A 25,015-nucleotide genomic window follows, 5' to 3' on the forward strand; every position below is an offset into this window, starting at 1 on the left:
TCTAAGAGGAGACGTATGAGCCAACAGTTGCAACTTGCTGCTATGAATTTACCCATAGGCAGTCTTGATGCGTACATTCATAGAGTTAATCAAATTCCTATGTTAACTTTGGAGGAAGAGCTTGCCTATGCCGAGCGTTTTCATTCTGAAGGGGATCTTGAAGCAGCTAGACACTTAGTTCTTGCTCATTTACGCTATGTTGTTCGAGTTGCTCGAGGTTATTTAGGTTATGGATTGCCCTTGAATGATTTAATTCAAGAAGGCAATGTTGGGTTAATGAAAGCTGTAAAACGATTTGACCCTAAAATGGGCGTACGCTTAGTTTCTTTCGCGGTCCATTGGATTAAAGCTGAAATCCATGAATTTGTATTACGCAATTGGCGTATTGTTAAAATTGCCACGACTAAATCACAACGTAAGTTATTTTTTAATCTCCGCCAGATGAAGAGTCGTTTGGGCTGGTTTAGTAATGAAGAAGTTGAAGCCGTAGCAAGAGATCTGGGCGTAAGCACTAAGGATGTTTTGTTAATGGAACAGCGCTTAAACGCTATGGATTCTCCCTATGAGTCCTCCTCTGATGGGGATGATGGCGATGATTTCCATGCCCCCGAGCGTTATTTATTTAATGCAGAAGATGATCCTGCCTTAGCCTTAGAAAAAGAAGACAGCGGGGATCAAGGGCGCGAGAAGTTAATGCTGGCTTTAGAACAGCTTGATGAGCGTAGCCAAGACATTTTACAACAGCGCTGGTTAGCAGATGACAAGCTGACCCTGCATGATCTAGCAGAAAAATATGGCGTATCGGCCGAGCGTGTACGACAGCTTGAAAAAAATGCAATGAAGAAGCTGCGGCAATACATTGAAGCGTAGATTATAGCGTGCTTATTTTGATATAGCCTGGTTGCCTGCAACCAGGTTTTTATTGTTTGTGCTAATATCTCCATGACATCACAACGCTTATTACTCTAAAAAATCCTGCACTAAACGATCTACCCGCTCATCCATCAATACACTCACATGATTCGCATCAGTTAAAATTCGCAAATCTGCATTAGGATACTGCCGGCAAAAGCGGATGGATTCCTGTGTACTTACCGTTTCATCCCTGTCTCCATGAATGCATAAAAAGGGTATATTCGGAGATTGAGAAATAAAATGATTTAATTGTATTCGGCTTAAAGCAATTTTCGCTTGCTCTTCCATGAGATGGCGCAATTGGATATATCCATGCCCACTGAGTCGGAATTTTTTGGCGACATGATTGACAGGGCCCCGCATTTGGGTAGGGGAGGCAATTAAAATGGCACGTTCTGGTTTATGAAGTAATCGCCATTCAGGAAGTTGTCCGGATAAATTTAACGTGTTTAGAAGCATGGAGCCTCCAAAAGAATGCCCAATTACACCATAAAACGGTCCATACTGGTTTAAAGTTTCTTTAATTACGGTAACAGCATCCATCCAGGGTAATTGCAGTCCCTTTGCTTCGCCATGCGCTGGAAAATCAATGGCATAAACTTCATATCCTTGCTGATGCAATGTATCAATAATTCGCATCATGTAAGCGGCTCTTGATATCCAGCCATGGGTGATCAGAATTTTTTTATCTTTTGTTGGTTTTGTAGGAATAAACCGATGCAGTACGTAATGGCGAGGAGAATCCACATGAATTACCTCACTACGCCTTTTTTCCATGATTTCGCAGGCTATTTTTGCAAAACCGCGGTACTCCTTTTCTAGGGGAAAATGGATGGGCGTAATAAAAACTTGATAGCAGAATTTAGCATGTAATAAATCTCTAACATAAGTTAATGATGTAGTTAACATGATACTAATTCCCTTTAATTTTCTTTTAGTTTAGACCAATTTTCCTGTAGGTACACAATTCGTTTATATCATAGTCTATAGCATAAAATTTTGCCTACTTTTATTGGCGAGAACCCCTAGCATTATTTATGTAATACAAAGATTAAATTACTGGACATTTAATTAGATTCACCTAGACTATCGTTACTAGTATTTCAGGGATAGCACATGCATAATTCAAATTATATTTATCATCAAGATGAACTGGAGCTCCATGGTTTTCTGGCTTATGACTCTTCTAAAGAAGGAGTTCGGCCAGCAGTGATTGTTGCCCATGATTGGTCTGGACGTAATGAGTTTGCTTGTCAGAAAGCAATGATGCTTGCAGAGATGGGCTATGTAGGCTTTGCTCTCGACATGTTTGGGAATGCTCAGCTGGGAACGACTACAGCGGAGAAATCAGCACTAATAGAGCCCTTGGTTTCTAATCAGGCACTGTTGCGCCGGCGTTTAGATAGCGCTTTAAATACGGTTCTATCCATTCCCGAAGTAGATAAACAGCGTATTGCCATTATTGGTTTTTGTTTTGGGGGTATGTGTGCTTTAGAGTTGGCACGTTCAGGTGCAGATATCAAAGGTGCGGTTAGTTTCCACGGCTTACTGAATAAGCCTGGAACGATGAAGTCAGATGTCATTAAGGCTAAGGTATTAGCTTTGCATGGCTATGAAGATCCCATGGCGAATCCTGAACAAGCGAATGCTTTCTGCCAGGAAATGACTGAAGCAAAAGCGGATTGGCAGTTGCATATGTATGGGCAGGTGAAGCATGCATTCACTAATCCAAATGCTCATGATACACAATTAGGCTTAATCTATAACAGTACTGCGGCAAAACGTTCATGGCAGGCAATGACTAATTTCCTACAAGAAGTTTTTATGTAATAAATAGTGGGAGGGAGCTATGAATGAGACATACGCGCTCTATTCAAACGCTCCTTCGTTATAAGCTTTGTAGGACAATGAACAAGAAAGGGAGTGATTATTTAAAGCCAATATGCCTAATTAATCCTCGATAAGAAATGTAAAAATACAGAAAATTACTGTAGTCTATGTAGCTACGTGATTTTAAAAAATATTTATAGCCTAGAGTGTCGCTTGTCAGACAAGAAAGAATTATAATCTCTCCAAATTAGCTCCGCTTCTGTGTTTTTTTCATAAGCCTTTTACTATTGATGCTAAATATAATATATTTAAAGTATGTGGTTTTCTGTGCTTTTTTTATAAGCAAAAATCAATAAAGTCGTGGAAATGGTGCCTTTAGCAGGAGCAAGCCAACTTGAGTTTTTCATCCGGTGATAACACTATGCAGTTGCATCATTTTTTTGAGCGATCAGTCGATAGCTTTTCGAGCAATATTGCCTTAATTTGCGATAATGCTTTTATTTCATACCAAGAATTAGAATGTCGTGCTAACCAGTTAGCTCATTATCTTGTTAAAAACAATGTATCAAAAGGCAGTATTGTCGGTATTCTTTTAGAACGCTCAGTGGAGTGTTATATAGCTATCCTCGCTACTTTAAAAGCAGGGGCAGCCTATGTTCCTATTGAAGTGGATTATCCTGAGGAACGAATTAATTACATTTTTTCTGACCTGCCATTTACCGCCGTATTAACTTCCTCAACTCAATTAGCGCAAAAAAAACTAGTATGGCCAAAGACTTTTGCTCTTGATAAGCTTAATGAAGAACTTTCGCAACAACCCACCAAAAGATTAGCTACAACACTAAATGAAGATAGTGCGGATGATTTATGCTATGTGATTTACACTTCGGGCTCAACTGGTAAGCCCAAAGGAGTTGAAATTCCACAAAGCAGTATTTGTCATTATGTAAAAGTGGCAAGTGATCTTTATGAGATAACCTGCAATGATCGTGTTTATCAAGGTTTTTCTTTAGCTTTTGATGCCTCATTAGAAGAGGTGTGGATGGCTTTTGCCAATGGTGCCACTTTGATTGCCTGCACTGCAAAAGAAGTTCGCTCAGGCTTGGGCTTAATTTCTTTCTTACAGCAACACCAAGTTAGTGTATTGTCTACGGTTCCAACCTTAATGGCTACTTTAGAAGGACAATTACCCGATTTACGTTTATTAATTTTAGGCGGTGAAACTTGCCCTGCCAGTTTAGTTAAAAACTGGAGCCGTAAAGGGCTTAGAATTATTAATACATATGGTCCTACCGAAGCGACTGTTATTGCTACTTATGCTGAATGTCATCCAGAAAAAGAAATTACCATAGGCAAACCACTTCCTGGTTATGAGGTTTTGATTGTTGATGAGCAGTTAAACGAAGTTGAGGATGGCGAGGAAGGTGAGCTATGTATTAGTGGCCTGGCTCTAGCTCGAGGGTATGTTAATCGTCCAGAAAATACAGCCGAGAAATTTGTAATTAATCCAGCAAATCAACAACGTTTGTACCGCACGGGTGATTTAGCCTCAAAAACAGAATGTGGTGATATACGCTTTGCTGGACGTATTGATGATCAGGTAAAGTTACGTGGATTTCGCATTGAGCTTAACGAAATTGAAGCGGTAATGATGCGATATCCTGGCATTAAGCAAGCGGTAGTATCGTTGCAAACCTTAGATCAGCCAACCCTGGTCGCTTATGTGGTACACGAAAAAAATACGAATTTTGATGCCAGTGGGCTCAAGTCCTTCTTAAAGGCTAATGTACCAGATTATATGATTCCAGCTATTACTGAGGTGGTAGAGTCTTTTCCTGTCCTATCGAGTGGCAAAGTAAATCGTAAGGCCTTACCTAAACCAACTCAAACTAAAGCAGAGACCGTTTATATTGCGCCTAAGTCTGAATTAGCAAAGGAAATTGCTCATGTTTGGGAGAAGGTACTTGATTATCCTAAAATTTCAGTAGATGCTGACTTTTTTTATGATTTAGGTGGACATTCCTTGCTGGCGGCCAAAGCAATTTCTAATTTACGAAGAATTTCTGCCTTACGCAATATATCGATTTTGGATTTATATAAAAACCCTACGATTAGCCAGCTCGAGCAAAAATTTAAAAATATTAATGTAAATGAAACTCAGGAAGTAGAACAAAAGCCCAAATATCGTGCTCCCCAATGGAAATATTATCTATGTGGTGTTGGGCAATTTTTTGGTTGTTTATTGCAATATGCGGTGGGTACCCTCCAATTATTGGCGGTAGTTTTATGTTACAGTTGGGTGACTTCAGAATATTCAATTATTTCTCGTGAATCACAGTTAGCCTTTCTAGCCTTATTTTTATCCTTACCCATTATTTCCTTAATGATTACTGTGGCTATGAAGTGGATTTTATTAGGCCGGGTGAAGCCGGGCGAATATCCGCTTTGGGGTTGGTTCTATTACCGCTGGTGGTTAGTACAGAAACTGCAAAAAAACTTATTTTTAGCCAAGTATTTAGTGGGATCTCCTTTGGCTAGAATTTATTATCGGCTCTTAGGGGCGAAAATAGGTAAAAATTGCCATATTGGCTCCATGCAGATCGCAGCCCATGATCTTTTAGTCATTGGTGATAATACCTCAATTAATACAGATAGTCGGCTCTATGGCTATATTGTTGAAGATGGCTGGTTGAAGATAGGGACTATTACTATTGGTGATAATTGCTACATTGGCTCTCGGGCTGTAATTGGTTTAAACAGTGTCATTGAAGATAATGCCGTATTGGATGACATGTCTATGTTACCTGAGCAGAGCTATATATCTCAAGGGGCCTATTTTTCTGGCTCGCCCGCGGTTTCTGGAACACTACCGGCTGATCACATCACCAGGAAAAAAGTAGAAGTTGAAAAATCAACGATGTTAGAAAATACAGTGTTTGGTATTTTACATTATCTAGGCATCGTTTTTGTGATGGTCATGTTTTATTTATGCCTGATTCCTGCGATTTCCTTTATTAGCTATTATTATGATCAAGGTAGTTATTTTACAACGATTTTCTTCGCAGTTCCTCTGGGCTCTGTGGTTTTTTTAAGTTTGTATTACCTGTGTACCATTGTCTGTAAAAAAATTATTATGGATAAGATAAAACCAGGGCAGTATCCATTGAAAAGCTTTTACTATCTTCGTCATTGGATTATTGTAAAAATGCTGGATAGCGATGAAATCTCCGTAATGGCTGATACTCTTTATTTACCCGCTTTTTTGCGTCTTCTTGGTGCTAAACTGGGGAAAAGCGTAGAGATGGGTGAGACTCCTCACATTATTCCCGACTTAGTAACGATTGAGGAAGGGGGGTTTACGGCAAGCTCCGTGGCTTTAGCTTGGCCTCATGTTTATCAAGGCGCCATTAATTTTGCTCCAGTTTCAGTTGGCCGTCGTGGTTTTGTTGGAAATGTTAGTTTACTCTCCTCAGGTAAAGAATTAGGTGAGCGCGCATTGCTTGGATGCCTTTCCATAACACCTCCAGGTGATAAAGCCACAGAGGTTAACTCTGCATGGCTAGGATCTCCAGCTGTTTATTTGCCCAAACGCGAAGTCTTTGTGGGCTTTTCTGATAAAGAGACGTTCTACCCCTCCAAAAAACTATATTGCACACGTTTGCTCATCGAGTTTTTGCGAATAATTTTACCTACCTCTTTTTCATTAATCGTTTTGTTTAACATGCTTTATATCCTAGATTATATGTTAACAAACTATTCTTGGGGCCTTACAGCGCTTGTATTGCCTGTTTCTGAGCTCTTCCTTACTATATGCATGGTTGGAGTTTTAGTAGGCTTAAAATGGCTTCTTTTGGGCAAATTGAAGCCCTTAACAAAACCTATTTGGGATCCATTCATTTGGAAGAATGATGTAATTGAATATTCTTATAATTATTACACCAATCCTCATTTAACAAATAAGATTTTAGGTACCCCATTTGCTCTTTGGATTCACCGTTGTTTAGGTACTAAGGCTGGAAAACGGGTATTTACTGATAGTGCTGAGTTTTCTGAATTTGACTTAATTACTATTGGTGATGATGTATGCATTAATGCAGAAACCATCATTCAAACACATCTGTATGAAGATCGCATATTTAAAGTATCCAATGTAACCATTCATTCGGGGTGTAATATAGGTACAGGGTCAATCGTGCTTTATAATACCGTAATGGAAAATAATTCTACTTTGGGAAGTCTTTCTTTGTTAATGAAAGGCGAATGTCTTCCCGAGAATACTCAGTGGGCAGGCATCCCTGCTCAATCAACCCTAGTTGCGTCAGGTTATCAGCAAGTACCTCAAGTTGCTACAGTTGATAACGTGGTGCAGCCAGGGGCTATACCTGAGTTATTGTAATCTCATAGGTTAGCTGAGCATAGCCTGGTTGCTCGCGAGCAACCAGGCTAAATGAGCTCAAAAATTACAAACAATAATTATCAATTAAACGAATATCGCCAATGCGTACGGCCGCAAAACGACGGTTTTCGTATTCCTCAATATATTCAACAGCGATGCCCTTTGCAGTTATGTCCGCATGAATTTGCGCGCAAGATTTCTCTTTCTGTTGAAATAATTGCGCAAAGATCTCAGCTAAAGCCTTCTCTTCTTTGTTTAAACGATTATTACGTGAGCTATAGGCTAAACCGCTGGCCTCACGAATAATAGGGCAGGGGATAATGTCTACATCCATAAAAAAGGCCTTAACCATTCCACGGATCAGTAAATATTGCTGGTAATCTTTTTCTCCAAAATAGGCTTTATGAGGCTTAACCAAATTCAGTAATTTCATCACCACGGTTAATACACCATTAAAATGGCCTGGACGATGAGCTCCTTCCATAAGCTGGCAAAGTTTATGTTCATGAACTTGATAATTATATTGATCCGGATACATTGCCTGCTCCGTAGGCAAAATACAAAAATCGACTCCTGAGGCTTCCATGATGCCTATATCCGCCTCTAACGTACGCGGGTAGTGCTTATAGTCCTCAGCCTGGTTAAATTGGGTGGGGTTAACAAATAAAGTAGTAGCGGTGTAGTGATTTTCTTTTTGGCTGGCTAAAAATAGGGAGGCATGCCCCGCATGTAAGTTGCCCATGGTTGGTGCAAAGCCAATAGTTTGCTCAGCAGAAAGCTGTTTTCGAAAGTTAGACCATTCTTGAAGATTATGAAAAATTTGCATGAATTACTCCTACATGTTTTGTAAGTGTCATAATAATGAGGCCAAGCATTGGTTCTACACATGTCTTGATGAGTGAAGGCTGGGCTGAAAGCCTAGCTTGGAGTTAGCATAACAATGTAGGCTAGACTTATCAGTCTAACCTACGCGTTTCTCTGCAATAACTTCTTAAGTTGGCGCCATTAAATATTTTTAAGTTAAACCTGCATCTAGAATGCGTACTCAGGTGTTGGGAAACTCACTTGATGTACCTGATGCGCATAAGCATTGATCGCCTCAAGCAATACTTCTTTACCCTGAGCGTAACGTTTAACAAATTTAAAGTTATGGCTGGTTTGCAGGCCTAACATATCATGCCAAACCAGGACTTGCCCGTCCGTATCGATACCAGCACCAATCCCAATTGTGGGGATACTCAATGATTCGGTAATGCGCTTGGCCACCTGTTGGGGTACGCATTCAATAACGAGAGCAAAGCAACCTGCTTGTTCTAGTTCAAGGGCCTGTTGCAACAGCATATCTGCTTGTTCCTGGCTTTTTCCCTGAACCTTAAAACCGCCTAATTGGTGAATCGATTGTGGCGTTAAGCCTATATGCCCAATCACCGGAACACCAGCCGTTACGAGATGGTTAATGGTTTTGCACGTATCCACATCGCCCCCTTCAATCTTCACAGCATGCGCTCCTGCACGCAAAAGGCGGGTTACGTTTTCAACGGTTTGAGCCAGAGAAATTTTATGACTTAGAAAAGGTAGGTCAGTAATTAAAAATTGCTGTTTTAAGCCGCGAGCTACTGCTTCTGTGTGCAGAGCCATCATGTCCATGGTTGCCGTAATAGTGGTCTCATGGCCATGTACTGTCATTGCTACTGAATCGCCAACAAGAACACAGTCAATGTCGGATTCGGCAATAGTGCAGGCCGATGGATAATCATAACAAGTAAGCATGGCAATTTTTTGCCGTTCTAGTTTTTTACGTTTAAAATCAGTAACTTTCATGCGGCACTCCTTAGTAGACTAAGTTGCGCATGACTAATAAAAAATGACTCAGGTACCTGTCGCATGGATCAAGTCCTCCATAAATTGAATAATAAGGGGTCGCTGCCGTGTTGTTTGCTGAATGCTTACTTGAGGTCAGCGCGCCAATGAGCTGATAATCCTATTATTTTAAGCAATTAACAGCCTTAGGTATCATAGTTCAAATTTAGATAATTGAGAAGATGAGCTTACCTGGATGGCGCATGCCATGCTGATATTTTAAGCGACATACAACCTTCGTCTCAAAGCTCAAACTCCAGTAACTGAGAGGGGGTTTCTTTCTTAGCGTTCTTTGTCGGGGCCTTTAAGAGAAGTAATAAAGGTAAAGCACATAAAACAAGCCACATCATAAAGCGAAAGTCTTGTAAATAAGCCATCAGAGTTGCTTGACGGGTGACCTCTGCATTAAGGGAAACTAGACCGCTAAGTGAGTTTACCGAATAAATTCCCAATTGACTGGCTTGCTGTAAATTCATATTAAAAGGGGTTATAAAATTAGCATAGGCCGCATGATTTATTTGCGTGCTTTGCGCTAATTTGGTCATGACGATGGAAATCCCAATGCTGCTGCCGATATTTCGTAATAGACTAAATAAAGCAGTACCATCATTACGATATTGCGGTGGTAAAGTAGCAAAAGACAGAGTAGAGAGAGGTACAAAAATAAAACCTAAGCCAAGCCCTTGGATAACACCACTTAAAACAATGTCATGACCACTAATATTGGCATTGAATAAAGTCATCATCCATAAGGAATAACCTGTAAGAATTAGCCCGAGAAAAATTTGGTAGCGTGTATCTACTTTCCCAGAGAGTTTACCGACAACCATCATGGCGGTCATAGTTCCTAAGCCACGGGGTGCTAGGAGTAGCCCTACATCAATTACTGGGTAATTTAGTAAGCCTTGCATGTACGGGGGCATTAGTGCCATGGTTGCCAAAAGAATAATGCCGATGATGAAGATAAATACTAGCCCGACACTAAAGTTACGATCCTTAAACATTGCTGGTTCAATAAATGGACTACGTGAGGTAAGAATATGAGCCACAAATAAATACAAACAGATAAGTGCAATAAGTCCTTCAATAATGATTTCATCACTATTAAGCCAATCTAGCGATTCGCCGCGATCTAGGAATAATTGTAATGCGCCAATAGCGATACTTAAAAACGCAAAGCCCATCATGTCGAAATGCTTACCAAGTTTCAGTTTATTTTCTTGCAGGTACATGGTCAAACCTAACCAGGCAAAGATACCAAAAGGTAAATTGATATAAAATACCCAACGCCAATTGTAGTACTCAGTTAACCACCCACCTAAAGATGGGCCAAGAATTGGGCCAACCATGACCCCCATGCCCCACATTGCCATAGCCGAGCCATGTTTTTCAGGAGGATAGGTATCCAGTAAAACCGATTGAGATAAGGGGACCAAACTTGCGCCAAAAATTCCTTGAAGTAAACGGAATAAAATAATTTGTGGGAGTGTTTGAGCCGCACCACATAACATGGAGGCAACAGTGAAACCAATCACCGACCAAATGAAAATACGCCGGCGACCGAAATGATCACCTAAAAAACCCGTTAGCGGTGTGAAAATTGCTGCGGCAACAATATAGGAGGTAAGTACCCAGGAAATCTGTTCTTGAGTAGCTCCCATTCCTCCTTGCATGTGAGGCAAAGCCACATTGGCAATGGTGGTGTCTAGTGATTGCATTACGGTAGCAAGCATTATTGATAACGTAATGAATAATCTATTTGTTGAGCTCGGATTATTTTCTAGCATGATTATTATTTAAGTGCATAACGTTTATGCTCTGTATCAATCTCCACCCATGAGCTTAAGCCCGAGCGTAGTTGCGGGCTGTTTGGACTGTGATTTAATTGAATCCGCACTGCAACTCGTTGTGCGATTTTAACCCAGTTTCCTGTGGCATTTTGGGCAGGAATGATGGAAAATTCAGAACCAGTTGCAGGGCTAATGCTTTGAACTACACCAGTCCATTTCTGCCCAGGGTAAATATCTACCGAAGCGGTTACCTTTTGTCCTGGTCGTACGTAAGTTAATTCTTTTTCGGTAAAGTTTGCTTCAATCCATGGATGCTCATGAGCCACCAGAGACATAGCGATTGCTCCTTGAGTGACATATTGACCTTTTTTAGGTGGGATATTTATGGTTCCAGAGACTGGAGCTTTTACTTCGGTGTGTTCCAAGTCAAGTTGCGCTTGCTCCAATTCGGCTTTGGCTACCAGATAAGTCGGATGCTGCTCTACCGGGGCATTAATGCTGCCCGCAAGTGATTCTGCCAGGCTTTGCAGGCTATGTTCTGTGGTGACGATTTGTTGGGCTGCAACTTCAGCGCTTTCACTCGCTTCATCCAGACTGGATTGAGACGCAAAATGCTTTTCTGCCAGGTCTAACTGACGCTGTTTATTGCGTAAAGAGAAATTATATTTGGTACGCGCTAAAGCAATTTCTGCTTTCTTTTCAAGGTAATTGGCTTTGAGTGCTTTAATATCGATACTTACTTGGGCCAATTTAGACTCTGCTTTTGCTAGAGCAACTTTATAGGGGCGCTGATCGATGCGGTAAAGTAGCTGGCCTTTTTTCACTCTTTGATTTTCCTGGACAAACACTTCTTGGATGACACCGGAAACTTGAGGGCTAAGAGGAATTAAATCGGCTTTGACATAGGCATTGTCGGTAGAAACATAGCGTCCACCGAAAAGATATAATGTTATTCCAAAAACAAGTACAACGGCTGGCACCACGACTAATAGAATAAAGCGCTTCGACCTGAGTGCTGCCTGGGTTTCTCTAGGAGTAGCGGATTCTTTTTGTTCGTTATGCATTTTCATCATCTTTGATTCTGAGTTATCATTTATGCTCGTTATAATAACAGGTTTTTTATGCAAATCACTGAAAAATTAGCTACCCCCGGCGAGCATGCTTTAAATTTACAAGGGGTGGTTGGTCAATTGGAAGCTGTTTTGACCGTTCCGCAGCAATGCGTTTCCAACTACATTGCTTTTTTGGGACATCCTCATTCCTTGCAGGGCGGCACAATGACCAATAAAGTAGTGACTACTTTAGCGCGCACATTCAAAGACTTAGGTATACCCTCATTGCGATTCAATTTTCGTGGGGTAGGTCAATCTGAAGGTGTTTATGACGCGGGAATTGGTGAAAGTGAGGATATGCTTGCTTTAGTTCAAGCTTGGCAAAAGGAGCAGCCTGAGGCCCAGTTTATTTTTGCTGGTTTTTCTTTTGGCTCTTATGTGACTTATCGCGTCGCAGCCCAGTGCGAGCACCAACTGCTGATTAGTGTAGCACCGGCGGTACATCATTATGATTATAAGGAATTTAATCCAGCACCTTATCCTTGGTTAATTATACAAGGGGAAGAGGATGAGGTGGTGCCACCTGATATGGTCTTTGATTTTGCGGCTCAATCTCAACCAGAAATACCAGTGATTCGTTTTGCTGAGACAACGCATTTTTTTCATGGAAAGTTAATCGAGCTTAAGAATAAACTGGCAGAGTATCTTAGCACACAGGTAAAGCTCATATGACCTTAACGGCCTATTATGATGCTGCGATTGAGCGCGGTGAGATTAATGATGATCCCTTACAGCGAGATATTTTGGCTCATATGGAGCGACTGGCAAATGATTTAGAAAAGGCAAACACATCTTGGTTTTCCTGGATACGTAAGCCTCATATCCAGGGTTTGTATATCTATGGGCCTGTAGGTGCAGGTAAAACCTATTTGGTTGATCTTTTTTATGACCACATCGCGGAAAGCCAAAAAGCACGTTTCCATTTTCATCATTTTATGCAGCAAGTTGATGCTCAGCTACGGCGCTTACAGGGACAAAAAGATCCTCTACAGCATGTTGCAAAGAAATTATCAAAATCCATTCGCGTGCTATGCTTTGATGAATTTTTGGTGCATGACGTAGCCTATGCGATGATTTTAGCGGAGCTATTACAGGCTTTAATCGCACATGGTGTCATCTTAGTCATCTCATCAAATACCAAGCCTGACGATCTGTATAAAAATGGAGTGCACCGTAAGCGGTTTTTGCCTGCGATTACCGCGATTAATAAAAATTGTCAGGTTTTAAATCTCAACGAGCTAAGAGATTATCGGGTAGGGCGTGAACCATTAGTTGATGCTTATTTGTTCCCTTTAAGTCCACAAACTCAGGAGAAGATGAAACAGCAATTCCTAAGTTTAGCGACTCCCACTCAAGGACCAGGGGAGATTTTAATCCAAAATCGTGATATTCCTTATCTGGAGCGAGGTGATAAGTCCATTTGGTTTGACTTTAATGTGGTATGCAATTTACCGCGTAGCCAATTAGATTATTTAGAACTTGCAGACAAGTTTGATTCTATTTTTATCAGTGGAGTACCGGAATTAACAGAAAATCATACCTTACAGACAATTATGTTTATTCACTTTATTGATGTAATGTATGACCGCGGAGTCAATATTATTATTAGCGCTGCAGTCCCTATTGAGCAGTTATATCTAAAGGGTGAGTTGTTGGAAATGTTTAAGCGCACCCGCAGCCGGCTGATGGAAATGCAATCGGTTGATTATTTAAGCCGTCATCCTAAGCGTGAAGTGCAAGAGATGGGGTAAGTTGGGGGCGAGGCCAAACGTAATGTAATTAATTAAAAAAACTGTCCTCATCGCGAACAAAGTAAAACAACCCAGTACTGAGTCTTAACAAAGCATCGTTTTGGGTTGCCTCCCAAAGCTTGCCATGACGAAATGTACATACCTCGTGACTGCTTATAAGCCAATTACGTTCTGTCTGGCATAAACCATGTGATGGTTAAATCCCAGCCTTTCCATAACTGGGCTTCGGTATATTTTTATCTCATATCCTTTTTCTTCGAGAAAGGCGGCCAGATGTTCAACACGATGTTTAATATCATGAACCTCGATGGCCAACTGTTTTATCATGGAAAACTGAGGTGGGGAAATACTTTTAATGACTTCAAATTCAGCCCCCTCAACATCTACTTTTAAAAAATCGATGCGGTCAATATTATTTTTTTCAATAAAACGTCCTAGAGATTCAAGTTTGCATTTGACTTTATGCGCTGCTGTTCTCTTCTGATAATTCTTTTTAATAAGATAATTGCGCATAAAAGGCAGGTATTTTAATAAATAATATAACTTTCGATCTCGCCGGCTCGAAAGCTTCAGCAAGGTATCATAATTCAATTGGGGTTGAAAATTTGAAATAATTTTATCTTCCGGTCGATAAGTTGCGGTGGCTGTTGCTGCGCCAAAAAGGGTAAATTCAACCATACATTCTTCGGCAACATTACCAATTCCCATATTATAAACCTGCACTTTATCTCCAAAAGGGGCTAAATTATTGCGCAAGCATTCAAATGTGGTGGGGATGGGCTCGAAGCTGTAGATTTTTGCTTGTTCATCACATTGATATAAAGCATATAAAGAAAAAATACCTATATTGGCCCCTATATCAAAGATTACTGAATTGGGTTCTAAAGTGAGAAAATCTCGTAAATAAGCATCTAGCCCGTATATCTCTTTAATTAGGATAGAAACTTCAAGTTCATTTACATAGTATAACTCTCCAATCGCGAATTCTTTTTTGTTGATCATTTTTCTTACTCTAAATTAGGGTCGACTACATTGGATACATCGGTCGGTCTTTGGGACATGCCAACTAAAATTAAGCGCTTACCTGTATGGGCTGTTTTTCCATGCAAGCAAGAGTAGTTATCTACAACCATTACATCACCTTTTTGCCATGGAGTCATTACTTGTTGCTCAAGCATCAATTGCTCAATGGTTGCGATTTCATGTTTTGCAAAATGCTCCCCATTGCCAAAACGAGCGATTAATGGGGATAAGCTAGGTAGCTGCATAATATAACGAGCAATAGGATTTTTTACCTTCAAAGCAACAAAATTGGTGTTGGTACTATAATAACGATTAAGATTGTGGCACTGGTTAAACCAAACTACTTTACCGGATATGGGATGGTGGCGATAAGGAGGCATTGTTTTTTTAGTGATTAAGCCATTTCCTATAGTCCACTCATGTTGATAAATTGTATCGGCGAGTATCTCATCAACGACGCTTTTTTCTTGAGTCTCAAATAGCTCCATCCATGTTCGGCAATTAATTCCTCCGCCTATTTTGCGGATTAATTTAAGTTTTATTCCTTCGCCATAAAAATAGCGACAATACATCACACCATGAAGTTCCAGTTTATTCTTTAGGGGGGCAGGAAGAGAAAACCATAATTTATTACCATCAATTAGGGGGGTACATCCTCCCGTCTCAGACGGTTGGGCGCAATTAAAATAGATATGGCTTGGTGTATCATAGTCATATGCCTTTTCATTATGCATAGGAATTGCTTTTTGCGTGTAATTAATGGAGGTATAAACTCCTTTTTGAATTTTTGTGCGGGGAACGGTGCAGAAATCATAATCAAAAACTGTACCTAAAGCACAAGCATTAATTACATTCAAAAATGCATCAGGAGAGTTGACTTGAAAATCACGAAATAATATGGCGCCATGTTTCAATAACTGCTCTTGAAATAATGTATTTTCTTCATTAAGAAATTGCACCAGGTGCTCTGCCGTTAATGGTTGTTGGTTTTGTGGTCGTATAATTAAGGGCAGTTTTTCTTGGTTAACAAAGCTGAAAGAAACTTGAACTTTTCCCATAAAATTCCCTTACTTGATAAGCGATTACGATAAAATTTATCTCTATGGTTTTTGAGCAATAACAATGACTCCTTCTCGGCCGTCAAACGTAACTTTTTTGGACAAATCTTTACGTGGATATAATTTAGCTTCTTTTATTACAAATCCCACCCGCTTTAATTCACGGCTTAAGACTTTGTCATCTATAAAGTGTAATGTATTTGCAGCCGCATAACGGGCAAGCTTGCCACTAATGAGTTGCTTTATGTCAGTAAAATAACCAGGCCATTGTTGATGTTCCCGAACACGTTGTTCATAGAGAGGAATAAGATCTTTATAGACAGCACGATAGGGCGAGGAAGATAAAATAAATAACAGGGCTCCAGGTTTAAGCCATTGATAGAGCTTCATAAATCCTATTAATAAATTATCGAGAGCCAAATAGCCGAGCATATGAGAAATATAACAGCCAGCAATACTTTCATTAGGCAAATTAATCGCGTTGGGAAACTCTCCGGGCAAGAGGGTTAACCGTGAGCGACACTCATTAGGGGTATTTTTATATAAGATATCGAGATGCCGTGGCTCCAGATCATTAGCAATGAGGGTCGCTCCAGCTTTTAACGCTTCAATGGCGACAAAACCGTAAGCTGCTCCCAGTTCTAAAACGGGGGCCTTTTGTTGCGCTGCATATTGGATAAATTGTTTTCCATATTCATCAATGTAAGATGAACAAGGTCCTTTCTTATTTAAGGTTTTGACAAGATAACTGTTAGGATAACGATAGGGGGTTAAATCATCAGGCATGAAAGAACCTATTGATATGTATGATTTAAATAGTGAGTTAAAAAAATCTTATTGTCAAATGAACTCAGTTTAGATAATAATCATTTGCATATATTTTACATAAGGAAATCTGTTGTTTTCCCTGAATAAAAATACGGAATGCTATTACAAACATGCTTTGGAAATGCATTTTCCGGTTATTTATAATTCTGAATTTGGTACCTTAGAACTTTCTTTAGGTACAAAACAGTACTTTTTTTTCCGTGCGGTTACCCCATTAAATAGCTATACCAACGCAATGGTTTCCAAAAATAAATATGCCACTAATTGTATTTTGGAAAAAGCGGGTTTACCGGTGCCTCATACAACCGCTCTTGACCGGGATCAATTCCAAGAGGGGGCGCTTGAGGAGGTCATTTCTGAGCTGTCATTTCCTTTGGTTGTAAAACCTGTTACAGGAGGGCTTGGAGAAGATGTACTCTGCAATATACAAAATATGGAGCAACTGGAAGAGCATTTGCGCGAACAATATGTAAAGTATGAATCCTTATTGATTCAGGAGTATCTTGGCAATTTACAATCTTATCGCGTATTGGTATTAAAAAATAAGGTGATTGGGGTTGTTTTACGTCACCCAGCTCATTTAATAGGTGATGGCAAACATAATTTGCAGGAGCTTGTAGAAATAGCCAATAACCAACGCCAAAAAATAAATGATACGCTAGGGCCGATTTCTATTGATACAGAATTTAACATTCGCTTAAAAGAGTTAAATATTGATTTGAATTATGTTCCTAAAAAAGGAGAATGGGTTACCGTAGGTTATACCTCTAATGCGACTCGCGGTGGAACTTATATTTCCTTAGGGAAACAAATTTGCAAAGAAAATAAGAAACTTTTTGTACGTGCGGCCAAAGCATTAGGCCTGACTTTAGTCGGCTTTGATGTGCAGTGTGCTGATATTAATGTGCCGATCGAACGCTCCGCCGGTGCGATTATTGAAGCAAACCATGGCCCCAGTGTTCGCATTCATGAACAAGCTATGGATGGAATCCCCACACCAGTGTGTAAAAAAATATTACGCACACTAATTTATAGGCATCCTTTTGCTTATTTGTATAGTTTATATCGAACTACTCGTCTTGCATTTTATCTTAAAATTGTCCTTATTGTAGCGCTGGTATATGGATTTTATGAGCTGGTTTCTATGGATGAGACAAAGAACATTTTCATGTAAGCGTAGAGCCATTTTCTTAACTTAATAGTAGTGCTTCCGTGGCAACCGGTTGTTGAATTATTTTCTTAAATGAGAATGATTCTCGATATCATTTGTGTTAGAATATACCTAAGGTTTTAACATCGTTTGATTATTCCATGACCAGGATAACTGAATTAACTCCAGGCGACCGTGCTCGATTAATGAGCTATGGAGCTACTGATGTGCAATACAGACGCAGACTTCTGTCTTTAGGAGTTACCTGTGGGACAGAGTTTGTTGTCATCCGCATGGCGCCGTTGGGTTGTCCCATCCAAATTGATGTGCGAGGCACTTCATTGACTTTGCGTAAAGAAGAGGCAAGCCAATTGATTTTGGAGCGTATATGACCCACGTTTTATTAGTAGGCAATCCCAATTGTGGTAAAACCACCTTATTCAATGCATTAACTGGTGATAATCAGCGTATCGGCAATTGGCCTGGGGTTACTGTAGAAAAGAAGACGGGATCTTTTTCTTTAGAAAAACAAGTAATTAACATCACTGATTTACCTGGAGTTTATTCTTTAGTGGCTAACTCCGGCGGAGTCAGCCAGGATGAACAAATCGCTGCACAATCAGTGGCAACCATGCAGGCAGATTGCATTATTAATGTAGTTGATGCATGTCATTTAGAGCGTCATTTGTATTTGACCAGCCAGATTTTAGAGTTAGGAAAACCCGTTATTATTGCGTTAAATATGATTGACATCGCAGAGCAACGAGGTATTTCAATTGATGTGAATGACTTGGCACGGCGGCTAGGTTGCCCAGTAATTCCTATTCAGGCGCATAAAAAAATAGGATTAACTGCCTTGGAGCAGGCTTTAGTCACACTACCACAAGTCATCTTACCCTGGACTCTTCCTTTATCTTCTTTAGTACAACAAGGCTTAATGGACATAGAAAAGGCCTTAATTGATGAGGGGTATAGTCAATCATTAGCCTACTATTTTTCCCGAAGAATCGCTGAGGGTGATGTGATATTGGTCAATGAGCGCATAACGCAGATCTTATCGACATTGAATACCGGTGATTTGGGGCTTGATGTATTATTGGCTGATGCTCGTTATCAGAAAATTCATGAGCTAGTTACCTCCGTGCAACGCAAGCGCAGTGACGCGAGTGAAAATTTTACAGCGAAACTGGATCGCATTGTATTGCATCGTTTTTGGGCATTACCCATCTTTTTTGGTGTCATGTACTTAATGTTTTTATTTGCCATCAATATAGGTGGAGCATTCCAAGACTTTTTTGATATCAGTACCGATACCATTTTTGTCCAGGGGGTTGCTTGGCTGATGCAGCAAATTCATGCTCCGAACTGGCTTATTGCTATTTTGGCGAATGGAATTGGTAAGGGGATTAATACCACCTTAACTTTTATTCCGGTTATTGCTGCTATGTTTTTCTTTTTATCTTTATTAGAAACCTCTGGATACATGGCTCGAGCAGCTTTTGTTGTGGATAAAGTCATGCGCGTTTTAGGGTTGCCGGGTAAATCTTTTGTACCCATGATTGTAGGTTTTGGGTGTAATGTTCCAGCGATTATGGCAGCACGCACGTTAGATTCAGAGCGCGATCGATTGCTTACCGTGATGATGAGCCCTTTTATGTCATGCAGCGCACGTTTAGCCATTTATGCGGTATTTGTGGCGGCTTTTTTCCCTTCTGGTGGACAAAATGTCGTTTTTTCTTTATATCTGATTGGTATTTTAATGGCCATTCTTACAGGTTTTATTTTACGTAAATCCCTGCTTAAAGGAAATTCTTCGCCACTAATTTTAGAATTACCGGCCTACCACAAACCATCGATGCGCCGCTTGCTTAAAGAAACCACCATGCGCTTGCGCTTTTTTGTGCTTCGCGCAGGTAAATTAATCATCCCCATTTGTGTGATTTTAGGCGCTTTAAATGCTATTACCTTAGGCGGTGGTATTAATTCGTCAGAAGCCAGCAGCGAATCCTTATTGTCAATAATGGGGCAATGGCTAACTCCGGTATTTACTCCTATGGGTATTTCTCCTGATAATTGGCCAGCTACTGTGGGCTTGTTAACTGGAATGTTAGCCAAGGAAGTTGTGGTGGGTACGCTAAACTCTCTTTATGCGCAAGCAGGGCACCTAGGCGAAATTGCTGCGGCAAGTTTTGATTTTTGGGGCGGAATTAAGGCGGCATTATGGTCTGTGCCAAACAATTTATTGCAATTAGATAGCGCACTCGCTAATCCGGTCTTAGCCAGTGCGGCAGATAATCCTGTGTCGCAGTCAGTTTATGGCATTATGGCGCAGCGTTTTGATGGACAAATTGGCGCTTATGCCTATTTATTATTTGTGCTTTTATATATTCCATGTGTATCTACCATGGCGGTTATTCGTCAGGAAGCAAATAAAAAATTTATGTGGATGTCGGTTATTTGGTCCTTTATTGCTGCTTATTTGGCCGCAGTGGGGTTTTACCAAGGAGCTAAATTTGTGCAACATTCACCACATGGTATCTATTGGCTTTTAGTTGCTGTATTGGCGTTAATCTTGGTTCCCATTTTGTGGCATTTTAATAAACGCATGCTGGGAGGGCAAAATGTTATTGCAAATACGTGATTATATTTGCCGACAGGGAGTGGTCAGTACCCAACAGTTAACCCGTGAGTTTCATTTAGACTTACCCGCGTTACAGCCTATGTTGGATCTATGGATAAAAAAAGGCGTGATTCGTAAATGCCAGGAAAAAGCAAATTGCCAGAGTACTTGCTTTAAATGTCGCATCAATGCTCCTGAATATTATCAATATCAAATCACATCGTCCTAAGGGCCTAATACGAGAGCGGTTCTTGAATCAGGCTTCGTCCCCGAATTGCGCTAACATAGGCTATATCATCTGGACCATTTTTTGTTTTGATGAAAGTACCTTTAGGGCCTACTCACTGTTTTTATTGTTTTTTTACATCTTTTTTACCACTATGTAATCCAACTTTGGTGCTCATTTTTGAAATATGGGCTAATATATAATTATAAACAAAAGCATTACATTGGGTACTAATACATGGCCAATGCATCAGATGACAGCAATATTGATCCTTTAGCAGATATGCCCGAGGAGCGCAGCATTGATTTGCGCAAATTGGAGATGGAAGCAGATCTTAATGATCCCGTAGCTTTAGTAGAACGTGTTTATCAGATTTGGTGGCACTGGGCTGATTTCCATCTTTATATTATTTCTCCTACTATTCCACCAGTATCACCACCTATAGTGATTAAGCCAGAACTTATTCCTGGAACTCAGGAATATGAGTTTGTTTATGATATCCATGACTACGGCTCGAAACTTTCTACTTCCAAAGGCGAAGATATGATTAATTCCGGCATGTCTATGTGTAAATTATTTTATACAATAGAAAAAATGATTTACATTTTAGTCGAACGCTTGAAGTCTGGGGGGGTTAGTACGGAAGTCGAAGTACAAGTTGCTTTTGGCGGTCACTTACTATCCCAAAGAAAAGCTTTTGAATCAATCATTAACTTGAATTATAACGTGGTCGTTACTAACTTCGACCCAGGAGCTTGGGGCGAACGTTATCTGCAGATTGTGAAACAAAATGCAGAAAAATATGGCTATCCTCCTGAGGCGCCACGCTCAACCTTTAGACAACCACATAAATCGCCAGGAATGAAGATTTAAGGGGCTGTCACTTATTTTACAAATTAAAGACAATCCTGGTTGCCCGCAACCAGGATCTGGTTAATAAAATAACATTTTAAAGAAAGAATCCTAAACCGCAGGCACCAGGCTACACTAGGTTATTGGCTAACCCACTAAATTTCGATTAAATTTTGGTCATTTAAACCGTTATATCTCCACACATTATGACTTAATCTTGCGTGATAAAAACAGAGTGCTATACTTCGCATTCGTGCGTCCTTTTATAACTTCAATTAAGGAAGAAACTAACAGTGAACAAGAAAAGACCCGTTAATCTTGATTTGGGTAGTTTAAAATTTCCCCCAATGGCAATTGCATCAATATTGCATAGGATTTCAGGGGTAGTTTTATTCCTATTATTGCCAATAATGTTGTTTATTTTTGGCCAATCAGTGCAATCGGCAGAGACTTTTGCACAGATGAAGGCATTGTTAACACATCCGTGCTATAAGTTGATCTTATGGGCCTTTGGGGCTGCATTGATTTATCACGTGCTTGCAGGTATCCGTCATATGATTATGGATTTGGGATTTGGTGAGCATCTTAATGCTGGTCGGCGTACTGCTGTTTTAGTAATAGTTCTTGCCGTTATTTTGTCAATTTTACTAGGATTCTGGATATGGTAACTAATGTCACCAGCTTAACAGGCAATGGGTTAAAAGATTGGTTAGTTCAACGTGTTACAGCGGTATATTTCGCAGTATATGTGTTTTTCTTTTTTGGATTTTTATTGTTGCATCCGGGGTTGAGTTATGATCAATGGCATAACTTATTTGTCAATCCAGTGGTGCAAATTGCAACTGCCTTAGCATTGCTTGCATTAACGTTGCATGCCTGGATAGGTATCTGGACGGTAACTACCGATTATATGAAATGTACTGTTTTACGTGTATCAGTACAGATGTTGGTTCTTTTATGGCTCCTTAGTCAATTGATTTGGGGCTTCATGATCCTTTGGGGGCGGTAAGCATGGCTATTGCACGGAATACATTTGATGCAGTAATTATTGGTGCTGGCGGTGCTGGAATGCGCGCTGCACTACAGATGGCAAATTCTGGTTTAAAAGTTGCACTTTTATCTAAAGTATTTCCAACGCGTTCACATACAGTTTCAGCTCAAGGCGGTATTACTTGTGCTTTAGGAAACTCGCATGAGGACGATTGGCGTTGGCATATGTATGATACTGTAAAAGGGGCTGATTACATTGGTGACCAAGACAGTATTGAATATTTATGTAAAACAGGTCCAGAAGCGGTTTATGAATTAGAACATATGGGCTTACCATTTTCGCGCATGGACAATGGTCGAATTTACCAACGTCAGTTTGGTGGACAGTCCAAGAATTTTGGCGGTGAACAGGCCGCACGTACTTGTGCTGCAGCAGACCGTACTGGACATGCTTTGCTGCATACCTTATATCAACAAAATGTAAAAGCAAAAACTCATGTCTTTAGTGAATGGTATGCTCTAGATTTTGTTAAAAATGCAGAAGGCCGGATCTCTGGGGTTACGGCAATGAGCATTGAGACTGGTGAAGTGGTATTTTTCCAATCACGCGTATGTATTTTAGCTACGGGTGGCGCGGGTCGTATCTATCAATCAACAACAAATGCCTTTATTAATACAGGCGATGGCTTTGGTATGGCATTAAGAGCCGGTATTCCATTGCAAGATATGGAAATGTGGCAGTTCCATCCTACAGGAATCGCCGGTGCTGGAACGTTAGTTACTGAAGGCTGCCGTGGAGAAGGTGGATACCTCATTAACAAAGATGGCGAGCGTTTTATGGAACGTTATGCGCCACGTGCTAAAGACTTGGCATCACGTGATGTGGTTGCTCGTTCTATGGCGTTAGAAATGCGTGCAGGTAAAGGTTTTGATCCAGGCGGCGTTGATTACGTGAAGTTGAAGTTGGATCATTTAGGTGCAGATTTAATTATGTCGCGCTTACCTGGAATTCGCGAATTGTCGATGAAATTTGCGGGGGTTGATCCCATTGTGGAGCCTATCCCAGTAGTGCCAACATGCCATTACAGCATGGGCGGTATACCTACCAACATGCATGGACAAGTTATTACTAAAACTAATGGCGAAGAGCATATTGTCGAAGGTTTATATGCAGTAGGTGAATGTGCTTGCGTTTCCGTACATGGAGCCAACCGTTTAGGTGGGAACTCTTTATTAGACTTAGTGGTGTTTGGTCGTGCCGCTGGAATCCATGTTGAAGAATTGTGGCAATCGAACCAATTACCTGATATGGCGTATATTAGTGATGAAGATATTGCCGCATCATTGGTTCGCTATAACCGTTGGAATAATTCGAAGGATGGCGAAAGTATTGCTGTTATTCGCGCTGAAATGCAACGTGTAATGCAAGAAGATTTTGGTGTATTTCGTACTGGTGAGGTTATGGAATCTGGTCTGAAACGTTTGCAAGCATTACGTGAGCGTTTGAAGAATGCGAAGCTGGACGATAAAAGCCAGGTCTTTAATACCGAACGTGTTAGTGCTTTAGAGTTAGATAACCTAATGGCTACTGCTTATGCGACAGCACATGCAGCAATTGTGCGAACTGAAAGTCGTGGAGCTCACAGCCGTGAAGATTTTCCAAAGCGTGATGACGCCAATTGGATTAAACACATACTGTACTTTGAGGAAGGTGAAGTAATCGATTTTCGTCCGGTTAATGCATCACCTAAACATATTGCGCCTTTTGAGCCGAAAGAACGCGTTTACTAAAGAGGATATACCAGAATGTCAGATAATAGAAATTTGACTTTATCAATTTATCGCTATAATCCTGAGGTGGATGCTAAGCCTTATATGCAAGATTATCAGTTGACGATACCGGCTAAAAGCGATCCTATGTTATTAACTTTGCTTGAGCGTTTGAAAGACGAGCAAGATCCTTCCATCACTTACCGACGTTCTTGCCGTGAAGGGGTATGTGGTTCTGATGGCATGAACATTAACGGAACAAATGGTCTGGCCTGTATTACCCATATTTCTCAGTTAAATACAGATAAAATTATTATCCGCCCTTTACCTGGTTTCCCAGTGATTCGCGATTTGGCAGTTGATATGTCTCAGTTTTATAAACAATATGAGCGTATTGAACCTTATTTACAAAATGACCAGGTGGCTCCTGCGCGCGAGCGTTTGCAATCGCCAGAAGAGCGAGCACAACTTGATGGATTATATGAATGTATTTTGTGTGCATGCTGCACCAGTTCATGTCCTTCTTTCTGGTGGAATCCAGAGAAATTTGTAGGCCCTGCAGGATTATTACAGGCACGCCGTTTTTTAGCAGACAGTCGCGATACTGCAACTGAACATCGTTTGGATAAACTACAAGATCCATTCAGCGTGTTTCGTTGCCGTACCATTATGAATTGTACGAATGTTTGCCCGAAGGGACTCAACCCAACTAAAGCGATTGCAGAAATTCGCACGCAAATGTTGAGGCAGGAAACCTAATCGCAGTAATGATTCAGTTAACCCCTTCGGCAATGAAGGGGTTGAGTCGTTACATAAACCTTTAGTTACACCCTTTGGAGAACGA

Annotated in this window: 22 protein-coding genes; 14 read left to right on the top strand and 8 right to left on the bottom strand. The window is 40.4% G+C overall.

The features are described from left to right. Nucleotides 1-15: 15 nt before the first annotated feature. The gene (gene rpoH, locus BN3124_RS02780) at nucleotides 16-870 is read left to right on the top strand and encodes an RNA polymerase sigma factor RpoH (RefSeq protein WP_058533352.1); all 855 of its coding nucleotides are present in this window, start codon (nucleotides 16-18) and stop codon (nucleotides 868-870) included. Nucleotides 871-960: 90 nt separating this feature from the next. On the opposite strand, the gene BN3124_RS02785 is transcribed toward rpoH, so the two are convergent. Next, complete coding sequence (locus tag BN3124_RS02785; protein WP_058533353.1) at nucleotides 961-1,824, bottom strand: alpha/beta hydrolase; 864 nt, start codon at nucleotides 1,822-1,824, stop codon at nucleotides 961-963. 207 nt (nucleotides 1,825-2,031) lie between these two features. Here BN3124_RS02785 and BN3124_RS02790 point away from each other — a divergent pair, with 207 nt between their 5' ends. Further along, entirely contained in the window at nucleotides 2,032-2,745 is a 714-nt protein-coding gene (locus tag BN3124_RS02790) for a dienelactone hydrolase family protein (RefSeq protein WP_058533354.1), read from the top strand. Nucleotides 2,746-3,139: 394 nt separating this feature from the next. After that, nucleotides 3,140-7,141, top strand: coding sequence for a Pls/PosA family non-ribosomal peptide synthetase (locus BN3124_RS02795; RefSeq protein WP_230849054.1), 4,002 nt, complete (start codon nucleotides 3,140-3,142; stop codon nucleotides 7,139-7,141). 64 nt (nucleotides 7,142-7,205) lie between these two features. Here the strand turns inward: BN3124_RS02795 and panC are convergent, their stop codons facing one another. The 4 genes from panC to BN3124_RS02815 form a co-directional block, all read right to left on the bottom strand. Beyond that, nucleotides 7,206-7,967 (bottom strand): pantoate--beta-alanine ligase, encoded by a 762-nt coding sequence (gene panC / locus BN3124_RS02800; protein ID WP_058533355.1) that lies wholly within the window; start codon nucleotides 7,965-7,967, stop codon nucleotides 7,206-7,208. A 206-nt stretch (nucleotides 7,968-8,173) separates the two neighbouring features. Next, nucleotides 8,174-8,962, bottom strand: a complete 789-nt coding sequence (gene panB / locus BN3124_RS02805; protein WP_058533356.1) for a 3-methyl-2-oxobutanoate hydroxymethyltransferase — start codon at nucleotides 8,960-8,962, stop codon at nucleotides 8,174-8,176. A gap of 281 nt (nucleotides 8,963-9,243) precedes the next feature. Continuing rightward, the gene (locus BN3124_RS02810; RefSeq protein WP_058533357.1) at nucleotides 9,244-10,788 is read right to left on the bottom strand and encodes a DHA2 family efflux MFS transporter permease subunit; all 1,545 of its coding nucleotides are present in this window, start codon (nucleotides 10,786-10,788) and stop codon (nucleotides 9,244-9,246) included. 5 nt (nucleotides 10,789-10,793) lie between these two features. After that, nucleotides 10,794-11,864, bottom strand: a complete 1,071-nt coding sequence (locus tag BN3124_RS02815; protein ID WP_058533358.1) for an HlyD family secretion protein — start codon at nucleotides 11,862-11,864, stop codon at nucleotides 10,794-10,796. A gap of 48 nt (nucleotides 11,865-11,912) precedes the next feature. On the opposite strand from BN3124_RS02815, the gene BN3124_RS02820 reads away from it, so the two are divergent. After that, nucleotides 11,913-12,575 (top strand): alpha/beta hydrolase, encoded by a 663-nt coding sequence (locus BN3124_RS02820; protein WP_058533359.1) that lies wholly within the window; start codon nucleotides 11,913-11,915, stop codon nucleotides 12,573-12,575. Continuing rightward, the gene (gene zapE, locus BN3124_RS02825) at nucleotides 12,572-13,654 is read left to right on the top strand and encodes a cell division protein ZapE (RefSeq protein ID WP_058533360.1); all 1,083 of its coding nucleotides are present in this window, start codon (nucleotides 12,572-12,574) and stop codon (nucleotides 13,652-13,654) included. Before BN3124_RS02820 ends, zapE begins: the two co-directional genes overlap by 4 nt. Nucleotides 13,655-13,807: 153 nt before the next feature. Here the strand turns inward: zapE and BN3124_RS02830 are convergent, their stop codons facing one another. From BN3124_RS02830 to BN3124_RS02840, 3 genes are read right to left on the bottom strand one after another with little or no spacing between them, the layout of a single operon-like run. Continuing rightward, entirely contained in the window at nucleotides 13,808-14,656 is an 849-nt protein-coding gene (locus BN3124_RS02830) for an FkbM family methyltransferase (RefSeq protein ID WP_058533361.1), read from the bottom strand. Nucleotides 14,657-14,661: 5 nt separating this feature from the next. Beyond that, nucleotides 14,662-15,735, bottom strand: a complete 1,074-nt coding sequence (locus BN3124_RS02835) for a TauD/TfdA family dioxygenase (RefSeq protein ID WP_058533362.1) — start codon at nucleotides 15,733-15,735, stop codon at nucleotides 14,662-14,664. A 42-nt stretch (nucleotides 15,736-15,777) separates the two neighbouring features. Further along, nucleotides 15,778-16,521, bottom strand: coding sequence for a class I SAM-dependent methyltransferase (locus BN3124_RS02840; protein ID WP_058533363.1), 744 nt, complete (start codon nucleotides 16,519-16,521; stop codon nucleotides 15,778-15,780). A 112-nt stretch (nucleotides 16,522-16,633) separates the two neighbouring features. Here BN3124_RS02840 and BN3124_RS02845 point away from each other — a divergent pair, with 112 nt between their 5' ends. The 9 genes from BN3124_RS02845 (at nucleotide 16,634) to BN3124_RS02885 (ending at nucleotide 24,930) form a co-directional block, all read left to right on the top strand. After that, nucleotides 16,634-17,737, top strand: a complete 1,104-nt coding sequence (locus BN3124_RS02845) for a UDP-N-acetylmuramyl peptide synthase (protein WP_230849055.1) — start codon at nucleotides 16,634-16,636, stop codon at nucleotides 17,735-17,737. Nucleotides 17,738-17,874: 137 nt separating this feature from the next. After that, nucleotides 17,875-18,105, top strand: a complete 231-nt coding sequence (locus BN3124_RS02850; RefSeq protein WP_058533364.1) for a FeoA family protein — start codon at nucleotides 17,875-17,877, stop codon at nucleotides 18,103-18,105. Further along, nucleotides 18,102-20,354: a Fe(2+) transporter permease subunit FeoB gene (feoB, locus tag BN3124_RS02855; RefSeq protein ID WP_058533365.1), complete on the top strand. Its 2,253-nt coding sequence runs from the start codon at nucleotides 18,102-18,104 to the stop codon at nucleotides 20,352-20,354. The genes BN3124_RS02850 and feoB overlap by 4 nt, the downstream gene beginning before the upstream one ends. Then, entirely contained in the window at nucleotides 20,335-20,562 is a 228-nt protein-coding gene (locus tag BN3124_RS02860; protein ID WP_058533366.1) for a FeoC-like transcriptional regulator, read from the top strand. Before feoB ends, BN3124_RS02860 begins: the two co-directional genes overlap by 20 nt. 279 nt (nucleotides 20,563-20,841) lie before the next feature. Beyond that, nucleotides 20,842-21,432 (top strand): virulence factor, encoded by a 591-nt coding sequence (locus BN3124_RS02865; RefSeq protein WP_149865199.1) that lies wholly within the window; start codon nucleotides 20,842-20,844, stop codon nucleotides 21,430-21,432. A 272-nt stretch (nucleotides 21,433-21,704) separates the two neighbouring features. Then, nucleotides 21,705-22,079, top strand: a complete 375-nt coding sequence (sdhC, locus tag BN3124_RS02870) for a succinate dehydrogenase, cytochrome b556 subunit (protein WP_058533368.1) — start codon at nucleotides 21,705-21,707, stop codon at nucleotides 22,077-22,079. Beyond that, a complete protein-coding gene (gene sdhD, locus BN3124_RS02875) occupies nucleotides 22,073-22,420 on the top strand; it encodes a succinate dehydrogenase, hydrophobic membrane anchor protein (protein WP_058533369.1) in 348 nt (115 codons plus the stop codon). Before sdhC ends, sdhD begins: the two co-directional genes overlap by 7 nt. Before the next feature lie 2 nt (nucleotides 22,421-22,422). After that, a complete protein-coding gene (sdhA, locus tag BN3124_RS02880) occupies nucleotides 22,423-24,192 on the top strand; it encodes a succinate dehydrogenase flavoprotein subunit (protein WP_058533370.1) in 1,770 nt (589 codons plus the stop codon). Between the two features lie 15 nt (nucleotides 24,193-24,207). Further along, nucleotides 24,208-24,930: a succinate dehydrogenase iron-sulfur subunit gene (locus tag BN3124_RS02885; protein ID WP_058533371.1), complete on the top strand. Its 723-nt coding sequence runs from the start codon at nucleotides 24,208-24,210 to the stop codon at nucleotides 24,928-24,930. The last annotated feature ends 85 nt before the right edge of the window (nucleotides 24,931-25,015 follow it).

Origin of the sequence: Legionella saoudiensis, assembly GCF_001465875.1 — a bacterium.
GTDB classification, from domain to species: Bacteria; Pseudomonadota; Gammaproteobacteria; order Legionellales; family Legionellaceae; genus Legionella; species Legionella saoudiensis.